Source organism: Nonomuraea sp. NPDC049419 (assembly GCF_040676995.1).
Classification (GTDB): domain Bacteria; phylum Actinomycetota; class Actinomycetes; order Streptosporangiales; family Streptosporangiaceae; genus Nonomuraea; species Nonomuraea salmonea.
The window spans coordinates 494,012-513,227 of record NZ_JBFAQB010000003.1; the positions used below are offsets into that span (position 1 = coordinate 494,012).

The window sequence follows — 19,216 nt, forward strand, 5'->3', positions numbered from 1 at the left end:
AAGAGGTAGCAGATTGCCCCTATCGCCGTGATATGGCCCTTCAGCAGATCGTCTGGCGGCTGTTGACCAGCGTGTTGTTCCTGAAGGTCGTGTTGACGCCGCACGGGTTCTCGTTGATCGCGGAGTTCGTCACGGTGAGGTTCTGGATGATGACGTCGGAGGTGTTGGGGAACTCCGAGCGGGCCGCGAGCCTGATGTCGCCCGGCCCCTGCACGCTGCCGCCCTGGGCGGCGATGTTCACGTTGTAACAGTTCTCGATGAGGATCGCGTTGCTGCCGGTCTGGGCGATGTCGATGCGGTTGATCACCGCGCCGCCGCTCTCCGAGACGCAGAACACGCCCCGGCCGCCGCCCCGCGCGATGACCTGGTCGACGCGGATGTTGGTGGGATAGCTCGACCCGATCCTGCCGTTTCTGTTGGCCATGCGGAAGGCGGCGTAACCCGTGCCGGTGCCCGCGTTCTGCGCGTCCACGGTGCCGACCGTGGCGTTGACGGTGTCGTTCAGGAGCAGGCCGGAGTGGCCGGTGTTCCTGGCCGTGACGGTGCCGACGGTGAGGCCGTCCACGCCGTACGTCTCCACGCCGTGCGTGCTGGTGCCCGAGACGTAGACGTTGTCGATGCGCACGTTCCTCGTCCGTACGCTGCGGTCGCCGTGGTTGTCGATGCGGATGCCGAGACCCCTGGACAGGCGCAGGTCGATCTGGCCGAGGGTGACGTTGACGCCGTTGCGGACGAAGATGCCGTACAGCGGGGCGCCGGTGACGTTCAGGTGCTGGACCTCGACGTCCGTGACGCCTCTGGCGTACACGACGGCCTGGTCGCCCGAGCCCGAGCCGGTCACGTTCACGGTGCCGCAGACGTCCAGCACCGTGTAGCTCGGCAGCGACAGACGCGAGCCGGCGCTCATCGAGCCCGAGCCGCGCACGACGACGCGCTGCTTGGAGGTGCGGCCCGCGGTGAGGCTGTTCACGGCGGCCTGCATGGCCGACAGCATGCTGCCGCCGGTGTAGACGGTCCTGGAGCCGTTGCGCGCGGTCCAGGTGCCGCCGCTCAGCACGGCCTCGGCGTTGTACGAGCCGTCGCCGCAGGCCAGCGCCTTGCTGGAGCGCGTCTCTGCGGCGGCGGCCGGGCCGGACAGCGCGCTCGCCGCGAGCACGAGCGCGGCGAGACCGGTGAGGAGTTTTCTGCTGGACATACTCCGCTCCCATGAATCGATTCATTTACGACGAAACTGCTGACCTGCTCACTTATGCGATGGAAAGCAGATGGAACGGGGGATGAATCGCACGGAGTATTACAACGTTCAAATCGGCCGTCAACCGGCCGTGAAACTTACATGACAAGCCCCCTGACCACCATCGAACGCCTCACAAAAGCCGACCCTTGCCGCCACCGGAAACCGTCGGTGCCCGCGTGCACACTCAAAGCATGCAGAACGAGCCGCTCGACATCGGCGAACTCACCGTTCCCAATTGGAGCGCCCACACCGACAAGATGGCGGAGGTCGGCTTCCTGACCATCGCCAGACGGCTGCCCTCGCTCGTCGGCCAGGCGCTGCGCATGGCCTGGCAGGCGAGCCCCCGCGACACCCTGGCCACGGTCGCGCTCAGCCTGCTCGGCGGGCTGTTCACCGCGTTCGGCCTGCTGGCCACCACCGGCGTGCTGACCGCGCTGTTCAGCGAAGGCCCCACCCCCGACAGGGTCATGGCGGCGCTGCCCAGCCTCGCCCTCGTCGGCGCCGCCGCCGTGCTGCGCACCACCGTCCAGGCCGGGGCCGGCTGGGCGCAGTCCCGGCTCACCCCGCAGATCTCCCGGCTCACGGAAGAGCGCCTCTACGGCCTGACCAGCCAGGTCGAGCTCGTCGCCTACGACGACCCCGACTTCCACGACTCGCTCGAACGCGCCACCACGCGCGGCGTGACCGTGCCCGACTCCGTGGTCAGCTCGGCCGTCGACGTCGTCACCGCCGCCGTCGGCATCGCCGCCGCCGCGGGCGTGCTCGGCGTGCTGCACCCCGTTCTGCTCCCGCTGCTGCTGCTCGCCGTCCTGCCCGACGCCTGGGCGGCGGTGCGCAGCGCCCGCATGCGCTACGCCGCCATGTACGCCCTGATCCCCGTACGCCGCCGCAAGTGGATCATGGCCGACCTGCTGGCCGAGCGATCGTCGGCCGCCGAGGTGCGCTCGTTCACCATGCGCGGCTTCCTGCTGCGCCTCTACGACATCGTGGCCCGCTCCGAACAGGACGTCATGCTCGGCCTCGCCCGCCGCCAGACGGCGGCCAGGCTGGTGGGCGAGGCGCTCGGCGGCATCGGCACCGCGCTCGTCTACGTCGCGCTCGGCGTCCTGCTGGCCGTCGCCGCCATCCCGCTCGCCGTTGCCGGCACCGCCGTCCTCGCCATCCGCTCCGGCCAGAACTCCCTCGCCAACCTCATGTACGCCACCAACCGCCTCTACGAGCAGGGCCTCTACTTCACCGACTTCCTCGAGTTCTGCGCCGAGGCCGAGCGCCGCGTCACCCGCCCGCGCCCCCTTCCCGCCCCCGGCCGCTTCTCCTGCATCACGGCCGAGCACGTCACCTTCACCTACCCCGGCGCCGACCGCCCGGCCCTGCGCGGGGTGTCGGTGGAGATCAAGCAGGGCGAGGTGATCGCGTTCGTCGGCGAGAACGGCTCAGGCAAGACCACCCTCGCCAAGATCCTGTCCGGCCTCTACGAGCCCGACACGGGCACCGTCCGCTGGGACGACACCGACCTGCGCCAGGTCAGCCCCGACGACCTGCGGCTGCGCACCGCCGTCATCGCCCAGGACCACACCCGCTGGCCGCTCGCCGCCCACTACAACATCACGATGGGCACCGACAAGGGCGAGGCCGCCCTCCACGCCGCCGCATCGGTCGCCGGCGCCGACGAGGTCATCGCCGAGCTGCCCCACGGCTACCGCACCCTGCTCGACCGCCGCTTCAAGGACGGCCACGAGCTGTCCGGCGGCCAGTGGCAGCGCATCGCCGTGGCGAGAGGCTTCCATCGGGACGCCGCCCTGCTCATCTGCGACGAACCCACGGCCGCCCTCGACGCCCGCGCAGAACACGCCCTCTTCGAACGCGTCCGCTCCCACTCCGACGGCCGCACGGTCCTGCTCATCACGCACCGGCTGGCCAGCGTGCGTTACGCCGACCGCATCTACGTCCTCGACCACGGCGAGATCACGGAACAGGGCGACCACGACACCTTGATGACCCTGGGCGGCCTGTACGCCGACCTCTACACCTTGCAGGCCACCGCCTACCGCTGACCTGACCTCACGCCACGGTGACGTCGAGGAAGATGGGGCGCTTGCCGGCCATGAGCGGGGTGCCGTCCTTGTCGGTCATCTTCCAATAGACCTTGCATCGGCCCGGCGACTCGGCGGCCTTGACTCGTACGGTGATGTCGACCGACTCGCCCGGCCGCACCGGGCCGATCCCGACCCGCTTGGGGGCCTTGCAGGGGGTGTCGTTCATGCGGGTGAGGTAGCGGTCGTGCCAGTGCACGCCGCCCGAGTTCCTGATCCGCCACGTCTTGTCGAACCGTTCGCCGGCCCGTACGACGGAGCCGTCGGGGTAGGTCACGTCCCGCTCGAACACGGAGTCGTCGTGCGGCGACGCGGCCGGGGTCGAGGTGGGCGCCGGGCTGGGCTGGGCGTGCGGCGTCGTCCGAGGCGGCCCGTCATCGGTCACCACCGGCCACAGCCACCCGGCGAGCACGGCGACCACTCCCACCGCCGCCGCCACCACGGTCACGATCGCCACCCTGCGCCGCCGCCCGGCGACGACCGGCTCCGCGTAGGAGGCGCCGGGCTCTCCCCGGGCGGAGCCGCTGGAGACCCCGGCAGGGCCGATCGCGCCGGGGAGGCCGGAGGGGGATGAGGCGCCAAGCTCAGCCCCGGAGTCGCCGGGACCCCCGGCAGGGCCGCCCGAGTCGGAGAGGCCGGAGGGGGATGAGGTGCCGGGCCCTGCCGCAACGGAGTCGCTGGGCGTGGGGGCGGCTTCATCCGTGTTGCGCTGGTGTGGAGCGGTGTCCTGCGCGTGGTCATCTGTGTCGCGCTGGTGTGGAGCGGTGTCCTGCGCGCGGTCATCCGTGGCGCTCAGGTGTGGCGCGGTGTTCCGCGCGTGGTCACCGGGGTGCGTGTGCTCGGGAGGCGCGGCGTCGCGGGGTGTGTCGTCCGGAGATGCCGGGGTGGTGTCGGTGGTGCGGGTTGGCTCGGGTGGGGTGGTGGCTTGTTCCCAGTGGGTGCGCCACTTACGGCGGGTTTCCTCCTCGTCGTGGCCGAGGCGGTCCACTGCCAGGACCCTGACGAACTCCCACGTCGTCTCCCAGCTGGGCAACGAGGTGCCACGGGCTGCTGCGGCGAGTGACGACTTCGAGGCGGCGGCGCCGAGCTTGGTGGCCATGTCGGCGAAGGACGGGTCGCCCGCCTCCTCCTTGAGCTGCCAGAGACGGTGGGCGAACAGCGCGACGGGGCCTGAGGCGGGATCCGGGCGGATGGGTCTGCGACCCCGCCGGGTGCCCGTCCCCTCGTCCTGACGTCCGGATGACTGCGCCATCCCACCCCTGCTTCGGTCAGCCGCACGTACGGCACGATGCCGTACCACACCAAGACCACGAGAGGTTAGCAAACGTCTATCGGATGGACGAAGTTCGCCAAGCATGGGCCGGTCCGGAAGCGGCCCCCAGGACGCTTCCGGACCGGCGGCAGCCGCATGTCAGCCGCATGTCAGCCACATGTCAGCCACAGTGGGAGACTTCGCGGATCGACTGGACGGTCGGGTGCGGGCCCTTGAACTTCTTCTTGTCGTAGTCGCCGCCGCGCACCCAGATGCACGCGTCCTTCGCCTGGGCGACGCGGATCTTGATGCCGCGCGAGTGCTTGCAGCGGTTGTGGAAGTAGACGGTGACGCTGGTGGTGCCGTCGTCGCCGTACGAGTAGCTGAAGCAGCGCGTCTTGCCGCGGTTGACGTCGAGGACGCCGAGGGCGGCGGTGGCCGGGCCCGCAGCCGGAGCGGCCGGAGCGGCCGGAGCGGCGGTGGCGGGCGTCGCGCCCGCCGCCGGCGCGTGGGTGAACAGGGCCGCCGCCGTGGACGCCATGGCGAGAGCGGCCTTCACACGCATTCTCATGATGAATTCCCCCGGTTGTCGTGTTCCTTTCGCCACTCACCATGCCAGCTACGCGGAAATGCGCCTATGAGGTGACCGTCCAGCAATTGTCCGGGCATTTCTCCAAAAGCCATTTGGACAATTGACGCGGCTGGTCAGGACTCAGACGACCGCGTTCGCCGGTCCCGTCACCATCGTGACGCCGGCGCCGGCGAAATTGGCCAGATCGGCGACCGCCGCCTTGCCCTCCTCGCCCGCCATTCCCGCGTTATAGGCGTCCTCGTCGTCGAACGTCAGGACGGCGATCAGGTGGTACGGCGGGCGCTCCCCGCGTACGGGGGCGGGCCGCATGACCGTGTACGAGCACAGCCCCGGCAGGCGGGCGGCGATCGGGGCGTGGACCGAGTCGTAGTGCTCGTCGAACGCCGTGACGTCCTCGGGGTGGTGGTACATGACGATGAGCTGGAAAGCCATGGGTGGTCGTCCTCCCTGATCGCGGAATGTCCCCCCGATCAAACCGGGATCCGCCGCCGCGCGACAGGGGGCACGCGGCGGCGGCACCGGAAGATCGCGCGGGTCAGCCGAGCCAGCCGGGCGCCACCAGCACCGCCCACGCCGCGAGCGGCCCGGCCAGCACGATCGCGCCCCCGTACGCCAGCAGCCTGCGGTAGAAGTCGTCCCTCGGCATGCCTCGCACGTTGGCGACCAGCAGCGCGCCGGTCGTGGAGAACGGGCTGACGTCCACGATCGCCGACGACACCGACAGCGCGGCGATCATCGCGACGGGGCCGAGCGTGCCCTGCGACAGCAGCGGCACGGCCAGCGGCACCAGCGCGCCCAGGATGCCGACCGTCGAGGCGAACGCCGACACCACGCCGCCCACGTAGCAGATGAGCAGCGCCACCAGCAGTGGGACGCCGATCGCGGCCACCGTCGCCCCGACGTGGTCGACGGTGCCGATCTCCTGCAGCACGCCGACGTACGTGACGACGCCGCAGATCAGCAGCACGGTCGGCCAGGCCACCCGCTCCACCGCACCCTTGTTGGACTTGGGCGAGGTGAGGGAGAGCACGACGGCCACGGTGACGGCGGTCAGGCCGACGTCCAGCTTGAAGGCGAGGACGGCCACGCAGAGCGCGACGATGCCGGTCAGCGTGAGCGCCTGGTGCGCGGTCAGCCGCAGCCCGCCTCCGGCGGCCGTGGGGGCGGCCACGCCGGTCGTCGTGGAGGCCGCTGTGGAGGCCGCCTTAGAGGTGGTCGCGGTGGTGGTCGCGGTGCCGCCCCCGCCGCCGCCCGTGCCGCCGGCGTCCGGCGCCGGCGGGCTCTCGTCACCGGCGGGCGCCTCCGGCACGTACGTCCCGCGCCTGATCAGCTCCCGCCCACCGAACAGGAAGAACACGATGACGGCGGCGGCCGCGTTGAAGGCGAAGCTGGCCAGGAACAGCACCAGATAATCCATCGGCAGCCCGGCGTCCTTGGCGACCCCGTTCACGATCCCGCCGAGCACGCTGATCGGCGAGAACGCGCCCGCCTGCGTCCCGTGCGCCACCATCAGCCCGATCAGCAGCGCGTGGATGCGGTACTCGGCGGCGAAGCCGAACGCGATCGGCGCCAGGATGGCCGCCACGGCGGGCGCCGGCGCGCCGACCGCCGTCAGCAGCGCCGAGATGACGAAGACGACGGGCGGGATGGCGGCCAGCCGCCCCCGTACGAGGTGCACGGCGGCCCGCACCAGCCAGTCCACGGTCCCGTTGTTGGTGGCGATGGCGAACAGCAGCGTCACTCCGACGAGGATCACGAACAGGCCGCCGGGGAACGCGCCGAGGATGTCGTCGGTGCTCATGCCCGCGGCCAGCGTCCCGACCAGGAAGGCGCCGACGAGTGCGAGCGCTCCCAGGTTCACGGGGAAGATCGTGGCCACGACGAACATGAGGATGAGGGCGAGAATGGACAGGAGCTCTGCGGACACTGCTAACTCCGATCTCCCCCGAGAGTCAGGTCGGACCGGCCGCCTCGTGGACGAGCTCGACCGGGTGGCGCGCCGTGCGTCCCGCGCCGTGAGCGATCTGCTGGCGGCACGAGACCCCCGTGGCCGCGAGCAGGGTGTCGGGCGACGATGCGGCGATCGCCGGGAAGAGCCGGAGAGCGCCGATCTTCATGGACAGGTCGTAGTGTTCGGCCTCGAAGCCGAACGATCCGGCCATTCCGCAGCAGCCGGCGTCGATCTCGGTCACCTCCGCTCCTGGGATCCTGGACAGCAGCGCGCGGGTGGCGGCCGTGCCGGTGACGGCCTTCTCGTGGCAGTGGCCGTGCAGCAGGATCTCGCGCCCGCGCAGCGCGTCGCCGAGCACCAGCCGGCCGTCGTCGATGGCCTCCGTGAGCAGTTCGGGGACGAGCCTGGCGCGCGCCGCGACGTCGGCCACCCGGGGGTCGCCGGGGAGCAGGGCGGCGTACTCGTCCTTGAGCGTGAGCAGGCAGGACGGCTCGAGCCCGACGATCGGCGCGTCCGAGCCGGCCAGGCGGCCCACCATGTCGGCGGCCATCGTGCGGGCCCGGTCGAGCAGCCCCTTGGAGATGCTGGACCGGCCGCAGCAGCCGGAGGCTTCCAGCCGCACCCGGTGACCGGCCCGCTCCAGCAGCTCGACGGCGGCGCGGCCGATGCCGGGCTCGGTGAAGCTGGTGAACGAGTCGGCCAGCAGGATCACGTCCCTGCCCTCAGCAGGTATGCGGCGGGCGAACCAGCGCGGCAGGGTGTCGCGGCGGAAGCGGGGGAGCGGGCGGCGCCGGCTCAGGCCGAGCGGGCCGCGTACGGCGCCGGCCAGCCAGTTCGACAGCGGCGCTGTCGCGGAGCCGAGCCGGTTGAGCGTCCTGATCGCGCCGAACGCGCGGGCGCGAAGCGGCACGCCGTGCTCGCTCTGGTACTGGTGCAGGAACTCGCTCTTCAGCGCCGCCATGTCCACGCCGAGCGGGCACTCCGACTGGCACGCCTTGCACTCCAGGCACAGGTCGAGGATGCCGTGCAGCCGCTCGTCGCCGAGCGCCCGCCGGGGGTCGGGCGACGACAGCGCCTTGACCAGCGCGTTGGCGCGGCCCCTGGTGGAGTGCTCCTCCTCCCGGGTCGCCATGTACGACGGGCACATGACGCCGGTGTCGTCCTTGCGGCACACGCCGACGTTCATGCACCGGTCGGCCGCGGCGTGCATGCCGCCCTCGAACGCCAGCGTGGTGGCCAGCGGGCGCGGCTCCGGCATGGCCGGGTCGCGCAGGTGGTCGGTCATCGGCGGCGCGTCCACGATCTTGCCGGGGTTCAGCCGCCCTTCCGGGTCGAAGATCCGCTTGACCTGCCGCATCGCCTCGTAGACGCGGTCGCCGAACAGGTGCCGGTTGAACTCGGAGCGGGCCAGGCCGTCGCCGTGCTCGCTGGAGTTGACGCCGCCGTAGCGGGCGGCGAGGTCGGCGACCTCCTCGGCGACCGCCCGCATCGTGGCGATCTCGCCGGGCGCCCGCAGGTCGACGAACGGGCGGATGTGCAGGCAGCCGACCGAGCAGTGGCCGTAGAAGCCGGCCCTCAGCCCGTGCCGGTCGAGGACGCGGGCGAACTCCTCGACGTACGGCAGCAGCCGCTCCGGCGGCACGGCGGTGTCCTCGACGAACGCCAGCGGCCTGCGGCTGCCCACGCTGGACGCCATGAGCAGGCCGAGCCCCGCCTTGCGGACCTTCAGCACGGCCTCCTGCCCGGCCTTGGTGACCGCCTTGAGCGTGTGGTAGCCGTGCCCGCCGGCCTGCCACGTCATGGCCAGCTCGTCCACCCGCCCGGCCACCTCGGCCGGGCTGTCGCCGAAGAACTCCACGAACAGCAGCGCCTCGGGGTCGCCCTCCAGGATGCCGGCCAGCGCCGCGTAGTCGACCCGCCGCCTGGACAGGTCGAGGATGGCCTTGTCCAGCAGCTCGACCGAGGCGGCGCCGAACGACAGCGCGTCGGCGGTGGCCGCGACGGCCGCCGCGGTCGAGGCGAAGTGGCCCACCGCGATGGCCTTCGCGCGCGGCAGCGGCACCAGCCCGACCGTGGCCTCGGTGACCACGGCCAGCGTGCCCTCCGAGCCGACGATCAGCTTCGTCAGGTCGAGCCCGCCGCCCGCCGTGGCCGCGTCCAGCCGGTAGCCGCCGGCGTGCCGCCAGAAACGCGGGAAACCCGACAGATCGACGCCGTCCAGCGCCTCACCGACCGCCGTCCGCAGCCGGGCGTCGGTGGCGAGGTCGGGCGTCGTGGCGTCGGCGAGCACCACCTTCAGCGCCTGGACGTGGTCGATGGTCGAGCCGTACAGGACGGAGTGGCTGCCGGCCGAGTTGTTGCCGATCATGCCGCCGATCGTGGCCCTGTTGCTGGTGGAGGTGTCGGGGCCGAACATCAGGCCGTGCCTGCGCGCGGCCCTGTTGAGCTGGTCCTGCACCACGCCGGGCTGCACCCGGGCGGTATCGCCGTCGATCTCCAGGATCCGGTTCATGTGCCGGGAGAAGTCCACGATCACCGCGGCGCCGACCGTCTGCCCGGCCAGGCTGGTGCCGGCGCCGCGCGGCAGCACCGGCACGTCCAGCTCGCCGCAGGCCGCCACCAGCGCCTGCACGTCGTCGGCATGGCGGGGGAAGGCGACGGCCAGCGGCTCGATGGCGTACATGCTGGCGTCGGAGGAGTAGAGGTGCCGGGTGTACGGGTCGTCCCTGACGTCGCCGGCCAGCAGCGGGGCCAGCGTGCGTGCCAGGCTCACTCGGCGCCCTCCCCGCCCTCCGTGCCCTCCGTGCCTTCCAGGTAGGTCAGCGCCGCTCGCGTCCCGCCCTCCTTGATCGGCACCCCGGCCGCCGCCAGGCCCATCTCGACGCCGCTCAGCGTGCCCGCGAGCATCAGGTCGTTGAAGTGGCCGAGATGCCCGATGCGGAACACGCGGCCCGCCAGCCGGCCGAGCCCGGTGCCGAGCGACATGTCGTACCGGTCGAGGACCAGCTCCCTGACCGCGTCGGCGTCGTGGCCGGCGGGCAGCATCACGGCGGTGAGCGAGCTGGAGTACGCGTGCTCGTCCGCGCACAGCACCTCCAGGCCCCACCCGCGCACGGCCCGCCTGGTCGCCTCCGCGTGCCGGTCGTGGCGGGCGAAGACCGCGTCCAGGCCCTCCTCCTCCAGCATGATCAGCGCCTCGCGCAGGCCGTACAGGAGGTTGGTGGGCGGCGTGTACGGGAAGAAGCCGCGCCGGTTGGCGGCGATGACCGGCTCCCAGTCCCAGTAGGAGCGCGGCAGCCGCCCCCGGTGCGCCAGCGCCTTCTCGCTGACCGCGTTGAACCCGAGGCCGGGCGGGAGCATCAGACCCTTCTGCGAGCAGCCGACGGTGACGTCGACGCCCCAGTCGTCGTGGCGGTACTCCATCGAGCCGAGCGACGAGATCGTGTCCGCCAGCAGCAGCGCGGGATGCCCGGCCCGGTCGATGGCGTCGCGGATCTCCGGCACCGGGCTGCGCACGCCGGTCGAGGTCTCGTTGTGCACCACCATGACGGCGGCCACGTCGGGGGTGAGCCGGTCGGCCAGCGCGGCCGGGTCGGCGGCGTGCCGCCAGTCGCCGGGCACGACGTCCACGACGAGGCCCAGCTTGTTGGCCATCTCGCACCACAGCGAGGAGAAGTGCCCGGTCTCGAACGCCACCACCTTGTCACCCGGCGACAGCGTGTTGACCAGCGCCGCCTCCCACGCGCCCGTACCGGAGGAGGGGTAGCAGACCACCGGGCCCGACGTCCTGAACACGCCCCGCAGCCGCTCCAGCACCTCGCCCGCGAGGCGGGCGAACGCGGGCCCCCGATGGTCGATCGTGGGCTGCGCGATCGCGCGCAGCACCCGGTCGGGGACGTTGGTCGGCCCTGGGATCTGCAGGAAGTGCCGGCCCACTGATGGATCACCTCCGTGCCGCGAGACGGCACGGCGTGCCGCTTGACGGTTCATTAACATTAAGATCGGCCCGCAGAGGAGTCAATGCATGCAGAACGTGGTCAACGCCCTCCGAGCCCTCGAAGCGGTCGCCGCGCGCCAGCCCATCGGCGTCGGCGAGCTCTCCCGCGCGCTGGGGCTGCCCAAGAGCACCGTGCAGCGGTCGTTGCGGACACTGCACGACGCCGGGTGGATCAGGCGGGCGGGCGGCGAGGTCACGCGCTGGCAGGTGACGAGCAAGGTCTTACAGATCGCGCGTACGACCGAGCTGGGCCTGCGCGACGCGGCCATGCCCGTCATGGAGGAGCTGCGCCAGCGCACCGGCGAGACCATCCACCTGATGGTGCCCGAGGGCGACGCCGTCGTCCTGATCGAACGCCTGGAGACCGACAAGCCGCTGCGCATCGTGCTGCCGCTCGGCATCAGGCTCCCCCTCCACGCCTCCGCCAACGGCAAGGCCGTGCTCGCCCACCTCGACCGGCCGCTCGGCGAGCTGCCCGGCTACACCGGCACCACCATCACCGACCCCGTCGCGCTGCGGGCCGAGCTGGAGCAGGTCCGCGCCCGGGGCTACGCCGACAACCGGGGCGAGTGGCGCTCCGACATCGCGGCCGTCGCCGCCGCCGTACTCGGACCTGCCGGGCCCGTCGCCAGCCTCAGCATCTCCACCCCGGCCAGCCGCATGCCGGACGACCTGCGCGCCGAATACGGCGAGCTGGTCACGCGGGCGGCCGCCGCGCTCTCCGAACACTCAGCCCGTCGGTGACGGGCTGCCGCTGATCGTGTCAGGGCTCGTCGGAGCCGTGGGCGGCGCGGTGGCGGGCGGCGAGGCCGACGGCGGGGCCGTCGGGGTGGTCGGCAGGTTCGCGTACTGGCCGGTCCGCGCCATGACCGGCACCATCACCCGCACCTTCGAACGGTCCTGGAACGTGAACGTCATCGGCACCGACGTGCCGCGCGCGCCCGAGACCGTGCCGATCGGCCGGTTGCCGGTGCCGATCGCGTGGTCGGGCGGGATCTCGACGGGCCCGGCCAGCCGCACCTGGCCGCCGCCCTCGATCGTGACGTTCTCCAGCCGGTTCGGGCGGCTCGAGCCGTTCACCAGCACCACGTAGAGCGCCTGCTCGGGAGCCGGCGACGCCGGGTCGGCACTGCCCAGCAGGAAGGCGTTGCGCAACTGCAGGCTCTGCCCCACGTTGGCGTTGGCCCCGTCGTTCTGCGGCGCCTGGTTCGCCCAGTCCTTCTCCGTCTTCGTGCAGCCCGTGACCACCAGGCCCACGACCACGGCGGCGATGATCGAACGACGCATCGCGCCGCCCCCCTTCCGGCATGTCCCCCTCGTGGCCCTCCCGCTACCCCACGTGACCAACCCGGAACCCGCCCGGTTCATGGAAAGCCGGGACCCCCGGCGAATTCGGCTGATGACCACCGGTCAACGTTCATGTACCGTCGCGGGTGACGCCAGACCTCCCCTGGAGCGGCAGATGGTTGAGCAGCAAGAACTCGACGCATCAGGTCAGCAGAGAAGACGGCAACTGGTCCGCGCGGTGGTCGCCTCCGCCGTCGGCACCTCGATCGAGTGGTACGACTTCTTCCTCTACGGCTTCGCCGCCAGCACGTTGTTCGCGGAGCTCTTCTTCCCCACCAGCGACCCCACCACAGGACTCCTGCTCGCCCTCGGCACCTACTTCGGCGGGTTCGCCGCCCGGCCCATCGGCGCCGCCATCTTCGGCCACTACGGCGACCGCATCGGCCGCAAGGCCGCCCTCATCACCACCCTCGTCACCATGGGCGTGGCCACCGCCCTCGTCGGGCTCGTGCCCACGTACGAGCAGATCGGCATCTGGGGCGGCATCCTGCTCACGCTGCTGCGCCTGCTCCAGGGCATCAGCGTCGGCGGCGAATGGGGCGGATCAGTGCTCCTCGCCACCGAATGGGGCAAGACGCGCGGGGGCAAGCGCGGGTTCCTGGGCAGCTGGCCGCAGTTCGGCGTGCCGGTCGGGCTCGTGCTCGGCTACCTGGCGCTGCAGATCTTCGAGCCGCTGCACCCGTACTGGGGGTGGCGCATCCCGTTCCTGCTCAGCATCGTGATGGCCGCCGTCGGCCTCTACATCAGGCTCGGCATCCTCGAGACGCCCGTCTTCGCCAAGGTCATGAAGGAGAACAAGGTCGAGCGGGTGCCCGTCAAGGAGGTGCTGGTCAAGAACTGGCGGGAGATCGTGCTCAGCGCGCTGCTGCGCACCGGGCAGCAGGCGCCGTTCTACATCTTCACCGTCTTCATCCTCACCTACGCCACGACGGCGCTGGGGTTCGAGGCGAGCGACGTCTACACGTACGTGATCGTCGCTGGCCTCGTCTCCCTGGTCACCGTGCCGTTCTGGGGGTACATCTCGGACCTGGTCGGGCGGCGGCGCCTCTACATCGTCGGCGCCGCGCTCATGGTCGTCTGGTCGTTCGTCTACTGGCCGCTGCTCGACACCCGCGTGCCCGCCCTGGTCTTCCTCGCCATCGTGCTGGCCGCGCCCATCCACGACATCCAGTACGGGCCGCAGGCCACGTTCATCGCGGAGAGCTTCACCGGGCGGCTGCGCTACAGCGGCGCGTCCCTCGGCTACCAGCTCGCCTCTTTGACGGCCGGCGGGCCCGCGCCGCTGATCGCGGTGTGGCTGTACGCGACGTACGAGAGTTCGTTCGCCATCGCCGTCTACATGGCGATCTGCGCCGCGATCAGCGTGGTGGCGGCATGGGCGTTGAAGGACCGCTCACAACAGGACTACGCCATCGAGTACGACGACCCGAAGGCGACGTCCTAGCCGTCCACGGGGCTTTTCGCAGGGCTTTTCGCAGGGCTTTTCGTGGGGCGCCTGGCGAGGAGGTCGCGGATCGCCTTGACCACCTCCGCCGGCGCCTCCTCGGCCATGAAGTGGCCGCTGGAGACCGTACGGTGATCCAGGTCGTCCGCCCACGCCCGCCACCGCGCCGCCGCGTCGAACCCCAGCGCCGAGCCCCAGTCCTGCTGCAGGACCGTGACCGGCATCCGCAACCGGCGGCCCGCCCGCCGGTCGGCCTCGTCGTGCTCGACGTCGATCGTGGCGGTGGCGCGGTAGTCGGCCACGATGGACGGCACGGCCGCTCGCGAGGCCGCCAGGTAGGCGTCCCGGACGTCCTGCGGGATCGCGTCAGGGCTGGAGACCCACAGGTCGAGGAAGTACCCGAAGAACGCGTCCGCCGTCGCCTCGATCATCGCCTCGGGCAGCCCCTTCGGCTGGGCCATCAGGAACAGGTGGAACCCCACGGCGGCGGAGCGCCCCTGCATGACCTCCCACGAGTCCAGCGTCGGCAGCACGTCGAGGGCCGCCAGGTGCGTGACCCGATCCGGGTGGTCGAGCCCCGCCCTGACCGCGACCAGCGCGCCCCGGTCGTGGCCCACGAGCGCGAACCGCTCGAAGCCGAGCGCCTCCACCAGCGCGACGACGTCGTTGCCCATCGTCCGCTTGGAGTAGGTCTCGCCGTCCACGTCCTCCGGCTTGTCGCTGGCGCCGTAGCCGCGCAGGTCGGGGCAGATGACGGTGTGATCGGCCGCCAGGTCGGCGGCGACATGACGCCACATGAGATGGGTCTGCGGGAACCCGTGCAGCAACACGACGGGATCCCCACTCCCACCGACGGCCACATTGAGCGCCACCCCATCGGCGACGGGGATCCGCCGCTCAGCGAATCCAGGAATCTCGGGAGCCATCAAGGCTCACCTCCTTGAGAGTTAGGTGTCGTGACGCTCCGGACTCCGGACTCCGGACTCCGGCTCCGGGCTCCGGGCTCCCGGGTTCGGGGCCCCGGCTCCGAGCTCCGGGGCTCGGGCTTCGGGGCCGGGATTCGGGCCCCGGAGCCGCCGACGCCTTTGTGGTCCGGGGTTCCGGAACGGCCCCCACCATGCCGCCCGCCGATCAGCAGCCACTCAGCGCTCACTCAGCAGTCCGGTCAGAGGCCGGTTGAGGGGGAGCGGTCCCAGTCGGGTCCTACGGGCGCATAGGTTGGGTGGCGCCATGGTGAGTTTCGGTGTGCTGGGCCCGTTGACGGCCGTCGGCGAGCGGGGCCCGATCCCGCTCAAGGGGCCGCGTCACCGGGCGGTCCTGGCCCGGCTGCTGGTCGCCAGGGGACGGGTCGTGCCGGTGCCGTGGCTGGTCGGCGACCTGTGGGAGGAGCCGGGGCAGGGCGCGGTGGGGGCCGTGCAGACGTTCGTCGGGGCACTCAGGAAGGCACTCGAACCGGACCGCCCGCCCCGCACGCCGTCCCGCCTCCTGGTCACCTCACCTCCGGGTTACGCCCTGCGCGCCGAACCGGACGCGGTGGACGCCTGGCGCTTCGAGTCCGCGCTCACCGACGCCGCAAGCCGCCCGGCCGCCGAGGCGTACCGGCTGCTCGACGCGGCACTGAAGTTGTGGCGCGGGCCCGCGTACGCGGAATTCGCCGACCAGGACTGGGCGCGGGGCGAGGCCGCCCGCCTGGACGAACTCCGCCTGCTCGCCGTGGAACGCCGCGCCGAGGCCGGCCTGGCCGCCGGGCTGGCCGCCGAGTGCGTCGCCGACCTGGAGGCCCACGTCTCCGCCCACCCCCTCCGCGAGGACGGCTGGCACCTGCTGGCCCGCAGCCTGTACGCGACAGGACGCCAGGGCGACGCCCTGGGCACGCTGCGCCGCGCGAGAAACACTTTGCTGACGGAATTGGGCGTGGACCCGGGCGAGCCCCTCCGCGCCCTCGAATCCGACATCCTCTCCCAAGCCCCCCACCTCACCCCGCCCCCGGCGAAGAGACCCACCGGCCCTTCCGAACGAGCGGAGAACACGTCCCGAAAGACACCGGCGCCAGAAGACGAAGTGACGGCTCTGCCAGTGGCGCACCTCGCGGCGCGGAAGACTGCGGCACCGGGAGCTCAAGCGACGGGCCTGGCCACCGCGCACCTGGCGGCGGGGGCACCGGAAGCTCGGGCGACGGGCCTGGCCGCGGCGCACTTCGCGGTGGCGGAGCACCCCTTCGTGGGCCGGCACGCGGAACTGGCCGAGCTGGGACGGGCGGCGGCATGCGTCGCCACATCCGGCCGCTCGCGACTCGTGCTGATCTCGGGCGCGGCAGGCGCGGGCAAGACAGCCCTGGTGGACACGTTGGCCCGCCGCCTCCGAGCAACCGGCTGGCAGACAGCCCCGCCCACCTGCGAGACCCTTGAGACGGTGGTGGTCGCGGCGCGTGAGGCGCCGGTGTTGCTGGTGTTCGACGATCTGCATGAAGCGGACGAGGAGACCTTGGCCGTGTTCGCCAGGCTGGCGACCGGGCTCGGGCCCGCGCGCGTGCTGATCGTCGGTACGTACCGCTCCACCGATCTCACCATCCCCCTCACCGAGGCCCTGGGCAGGGCGGCGCGGGCCGAGCCGGTGCGGGTGTACCTGGGCGGGCTGACCGAATCCGAGGTGCGCGAGCTGGTGGGCGCCCTGGCCACCCGCGAGCCGGTCGACGCCCACATCAGGACGATCCAAAGGCGCAGCGCCGGAAACCCGTTCTTCGTCCGCGAGCTGACCCGCCTGTGGGAGAGCGACGGCGACGCCGCCCTGCACACCGTCCCGGCCGGGGTGCGGGACGTCATCCGGCACCGGCTGGCCGGGCTGCCCGGCGCGGCGCGTACGCACCTGCGCCAGGCCGCCGTCATCGGCCAGGAGGTGGATCTCGACGTGCTGACGGAGCTGGCAGGCGACGAGGACGCCGTCCTGGACTCGGTCGAGTCGGCCCTGCTCGCGGGCTTCCTCGTCGAGCGCGACGCCGACCGGCTCAGGTTCGCGCACGCGCTCGTCCAGGAGACCCTGTACGACGACGTCGCCCGTGCCCGCCGCGCCCGCTGGCACGCCGCCGTGGCCGGCATCGTGGAACGGACGCGTCCCGGCGAGGTGGAGACCATCGCCCACCATTGCGTGCGCTCCGAGGGCCGGGCCGGCGACCTCCGTACCGCCCGTTACGCCCGCGCGGCGGCCGAACGCGCCGAACACCGCTCCGCTCCCCACGAGGCCGCCCGCCTCTGGCACGCCACCCTCACCGCCCTCGACCGCGCCATCAGGAAGACACCCACCCCTTCCCGCACCACCCCAGCCGCCCCTGACCGGGTTGCTGCGGACCGCACGCCCTCGGCTCCAGCCGGCCCCGACCGGGCTGCTGCCGGCCACACGTCCTCGGACCGTGCGGCCCGCGACGAGGCCGGCGGCTCGGGGCTCGCTCGTCCGTCCGGTTGGGAGGAGGCGGCATCATCCGGCAGCCCGGTCTCGGGCGGCGGGACGGTGGTCGCGCCGCACCCTGAGGGTGCGGAGGGGACGCTGCTTGAGGAGCGGCTGGTGGCCGTCATGGGGCTCGGGCGGGCGTTGGCGGTGACCGGGCGGTTGCAGGAGTCGCGCCGGTTGCGGGCCGAGGCGGTGGACGTGGCGGAAGTGCTCGGCGACCCGCTGCTGACGGCCACCGTCATCGGCTCGTTCGACGTGCCGGCCAACTGGACCACCAACGACGACCCGGCCCTGTCCGAACGCCTGGTCGCCGCCGCCGAACGCACCCTTGCCGCCCTACCCGACGACACCACCTCCGTATCCCTAGGACGGTATGCGGCCGAGCGCGCCCGCCTGCTCATCACCATCGCCATGGAACGCCGCGCCGACCCCGGCCGCCGGGCCGACCAGGCGGCCCGGGAGGCGGAGAGCATCGCGCGGCGGCTGGGAGACCGCACGCTGCTGGCCTACGCCCTCAACGGCCGCGCCCTCCAGACCTTCCACCGAGCCGGCCTGGCACCGGAACGAGCCGCGATCGGCGAGGAACTCCTGACCCTCGCCGCCGCCGCACCCCCAGCCCAAGCGAACGCCACGGACCCGGACGCGGGTGTGGGCGCACGCGCGGACAGCACGGGTGCGGGCGCACGCGGGGGTGCGGGTGCCAAGGCGGCGGAGTGTGCGGGCGCCACCGGTGCGGGGGCGGAGGCGGCGGAGTGTGCGGGCGCCACCGGTTCGGGTACGGGGGCGGCGGAGCGTGCGGGCGCCGGGGTGCGGGAGGGCATGGTGACGTTCGCGGTGCTGGGGCATCTCGTTCTGCTCCAGGCCAGGGCTGGGATGGGGGATCTCGCCGCCGCCGACCGGCACGCCGCCGCCGCTGATCGGCTGGCGGAACAGTACGACCTGCCGCTCGTCGGTGTCTTCACCACCTGGTACGCCGCGCTCCGCCTGGCCGTCACGTCCGGCGACAGGGACGCGGCCCGTGCCGCCTACCGGGCGGCCGCCGCCCGCCTCGACGGGGCGAGTATGCCCGGCGTCGAGCAGGGTCTGCTGCCTCTGGCCCTGGTGACGCTGGACGTCATCGATGCCGGGTCAGTCAAGCCCAGTCAAGCCCCGCCCATCCCCACTCGACCGGGTCTCGCCCAGCGCGGTCTGGAGTGGGGGCCTTACGAGGAGTGGGTGCGGCCGTTGGTGCTGCTGGCGGAGGGTCGTTCCGAGCAGGCTCGCGAGGCCGTGCGGGCGGTGCCCGAGTCGCCCCGCGACCTGCTGTACGAGCTGAGGACCTGCCTGCACGCCACGGCGGCGCTCGCGGCCGGCGTGACCGATCACCTCCAGGACCTGTACGACCGCCTGCTGCCGGCCCGGGACGAGCTGGCCGGAGCGGGCAGCGGGCTGGTCACCCTTGGGCCGGTGGCGCTCTACCTCGGCCGCCTGGCCGCCGCGCTGGACCGGCCGGATCTGGCCGAGGAGCACTTTCGCCAGGCCACCGCCGTCGCGGCCCGCGCAAAATCCCCGCACTGGGCCGCCACTGCGAAGAGCGCCGTCACCGCGAAGGACGCCCACGTCGCGATGGACGCCCCCATCGGCAAGGACGCGCCCACCGCATAGGACGCCCCCACCGCATAGGACGTCCCCACCGCGAAGGACGCCGCCGCGAAGAACACGGAGGGCGGTCTCCGCGGAGCCGCAGAGCCGGCGTCAGGAAAGGAGCGGGCCGGGCGGTGACGGGCGCTGACGAATAAGAGGGGTAGTTGTAACCTTCTTGTCAAAACGGGCGGTCAGGAGCGCGGCCGTGGTGGCGTGGGATCGCCCATCGCGAGGCG

Annotated in this window: 13 protein-coding genes; 4 read left to right on the forward strand and 9 right to left on the reverse strand. The window is 72.2% G+C overall.

From position 1 onward, the window contains the following. Nucleotides 1-40 precede the first annotated feature (40 nt). Nucleotides 41-1,195: a hypothetical protein gene (locus AB0K12_RS12225; RefSeq protein ID WP_364558891.1), complete on the reverse strand. Its 1,155-nt coding sequence runs from the start codon at nucleotides 1,193-1,195 to the stop codon at nucleotides 41-43. Nucleotides 1,196-1,428: 233 nt separating this feature from the next. Here AB0K12_RS12225 and AB0K12_RS12230 point away from each other — a divergent pair, with 233 nt between their 5' ends. Continuing rightward, a complete protein-coding gene (locus AB0K12_RS12230) occupies nucleotides 1,429-3,291 on the forward strand; it encodes an ABC transporter ATP-binding protein (RefSeq protein WP_364558894.1) in 1,863 nt (620 codons plus the stop codon). A gap of 7 nt (nucleotides 3,292-3,298) precedes the next feature. Here the strand turns inward: AB0K12_RS12230 and AB0K12_RS12235 are convergent, their stop codons facing one another. The 6 genes from AB0K12_RS12235 to AB0K12_RS12260 all read right to left on the reverse strand — a co-directional run bounded on the left by AB0K12_RS12235 (nucleotide 3,299) and on the right by AB0K12_RS12260 (nucleotide 11,061). Beyond that, nucleotides 3,299-4,582 (reverse strand): NBR1-Ig-like domain-containing protein, encoded by a 1,284-nt coding sequence (locus AB0K12_RS12235; RefSeq protein ID WP_364558896.1) that lies wholly within the window; start codon nucleotides 4,580-4,582, stop codon nucleotides 3,299-3,301. Between the two features lie 181 nt (nucleotides 4,583-4,763). Then, on the reverse strand, nucleotides 4,764-5,153 hold the full coding sequence (locus tag AB0K12_RS12240; protein ID WP_364558899.1) for a hypothetical protein: 390 nt from the start codon (nucleotides 5,151-5,153) through the stop codon (nucleotides 4,764-4,766). 141 nt (nucleotides 5,154-5,294) lie between these two features. Further along, nucleotides 5,295-5,606: an EthD family reductase gene (locus tag AB0K12_RS12245; protein WP_364558901.1), complete on the reverse strand. Its 312-nt coding sequence runs from the start codon at nucleotides 5,604-5,606 to the stop codon at nucleotides 5,295-5,297. A gap of 103 nt (nucleotides 5,607-5,709) precedes the next feature. Next, nucleotides 5,710-7,101: an SLC13 family permease gene (locus AB0K12_RS12250; protein ID WP_364558904.1), complete on the reverse strand. Its 1,392-nt coding sequence runs from the start codon at nucleotides 7,099-7,101 to the stop codon at nucleotides 5,710-5,712. A 25-nt stretch (nucleotides 7,102-7,126) separates the two neighbouring features. Further along, nucleotides 7,127-9,898: an FAD-linked oxidase C-terminal domain-containing protein gene (locus AB0K12_RS12255; protein ID WP_364558907.1), complete on the reverse strand. Its 2,772-nt coding sequence runs from the start codon at nucleotides 9,896-9,898 to the stop codon at nucleotides 7,127-7,129. Further along, complete coding sequence (locus AB0K12_RS12260) at nucleotides 9,895-11,061, reverse strand: aminotransferase class V-fold PLP-dependent enzyme (RefSeq protein WP_364558909.1); 1,167 nt, start codon at nucleotides 11,059-11,061, stop codon at nucleotides 9,895-9,897. The genes AB0K12_RS12255 and AB0K12_RS12260 overlap by 4 nt, the downstream gene beginning before the upstream one ends. An 88-nt stretch (nucleotides 11,062-11,149) precedes the next feature. Here AB0K12_RS12260 and AB0K12_RS12265 point away from each other — a divergent pair, with 88 nt between their 5' ends. After that, on the forward strand, nucleotides 11,150-11,866 hold the full coding sequence (locus AB0K12_RS12265; RefSeq protein ID WP_364558912.1) for an IclR family transcriptional regulator: 717 nt from the start codon (nucleotides 11,150-11,152) through the stop codon (nucleotides 11,864-11,866). Here AB0K12_RS12265 and AB0K12_RS12270 read toward each other — a convergent pair. Continuing rightward, on the reverse strand, nucleotides 11,852-12,409 hold the full coding sequence (locus AB0K12_RS12270) for a hypothetical protein (protein WP_364558915.1): 558 nt from the start codon (nucleotides 12,407-12,409) through the stop codon (nucleotides 11,852-11,854). The two genes, AB0K12_RS12265 and AB0K12_RS12270, sit on opposite strands and share 15 nt — an antisense overlap. Nucleotides 12,410-12,584: 175 nt before the next feature. On the opposite strand from AB0K12_RS12270, the gene AB0K12_RS12275 reads away from it, so the two are divergent. Next, entirely contained in the window at nucleotides 12,585-13,913 is a 1,329-nt protein-coding gene (locus AB0K12_RS12275; RefSeq protein ID WP_364558918.1) for an MFS transporter, read from the forward strand. Here the strand turns inward: AB0K12_RS12275 and AB0K12_RS12280 are convergent. Then, complete coding sequence (locus AB0K12_RS12280) at nucleotides 13,910-14,839, reverse strand: alpha/beta hydrolase (RefSeq protein WP_364558921.1); 930 nt, start codon at nucleotides 14,837-14,839, stop codon at nucleotides 13,910-13,912. The two genes, AB0K12_RS12275 and AB0K12_RS12280, sit on opposite strands and share 4 nt — an antisense overlap. Nucleotides 14,840-15,143: 304 nt before the next feature. Between AB0K12_RS12280 and AB0K12_RS12285 the strand changes: the two genes are divergently transcribed. Then, entirely contained in the window at nucleotides 15,144-19,001 is a 3,858-nt protein-coding gene (locus tag AB0K12_RS12285; RefSeq protein WP_364558924.1) for a BTAD domain-containing putative transcriptional regulator, read from the forward strand. Nucleotides 19,002-19,216 lie beyond the last annotated feature (215 nt).

Bases quoted from the DNA above. Each gene is read 5' to 3' on its own strand.
- AB0K12_RS12225 (WP_364558891.1), bottom strand. From the start codon at position 1,195: ATGTCCAGCAGAAAACTCCTCACCGGTCTCGCCGCGCTCGTGCTCGCG.
- AB0K12_RS12230 (WP_364558894.1), top strand. From the start codon at position 1,429: ATGCAGAACGAGCCGCTCGACATCGGCGAACTCACCGTTCCCAATTGG.
- AB0K12_RS12235 (WP_364558896.1), bottom strand. From the start codon at position 4,582: ATGGCGCAGTCATCCGGACGTCAGGACGAGGGGACGGGCACCCGGCGG.
- AB0K12_RS12240 (WP_364558899.1), bottom strand. From the start codon at position 5,153: ATGAGAATGCGTGTGAAGGCCGCTCTCGCCATGGCGTCCACGGCGGCG.
- AB0K12_RS12245 (WP_364558901.1), bottom strand. From the start codon at position 5,606: ATGGCTTTCCAGCTCATCGTCATGTACCACCACCCCGAGGACGTCACG.
- AB0K12_RS12265 (WP_364558912.1), top strand. From the start codon at position 11,150: ATGCAGAACGTGGTCAACGCCCTCCGAGCCCTCGAAGCGGTCGCCGCG.
- AB0K12_RS12270 (WP_364558915.1), bottom strand. From the start codon at position 12,409: ATGCGTCGTTCGATCATCGCCGCCGTGGTCGTGGGCCTGGTGGTCACG.
- AB0K12_RS12275 (WP_364558918.1), top strand. From the start codon at position 12,585: ATGGTTGAGCAGCAAGAACTCGACGCATCAGGTCAGCAGAGAAGACGG.
- AB0K12_RS12280 (WP_364558921.1), bottom strand. From the start codon at position 14,839: ATGGCTCCCGAGATTCCTGGATTCGCTGAGCGGCGGATCCCCGTCGCC.
- AB0K12_RS12285 (WP_364558924.1), top strand. From the start codon at position 15,144: ATGGTGAGTTTCGGTGTGCTGGGCCCGTTGACGGCCGTCGGCGAGCGG.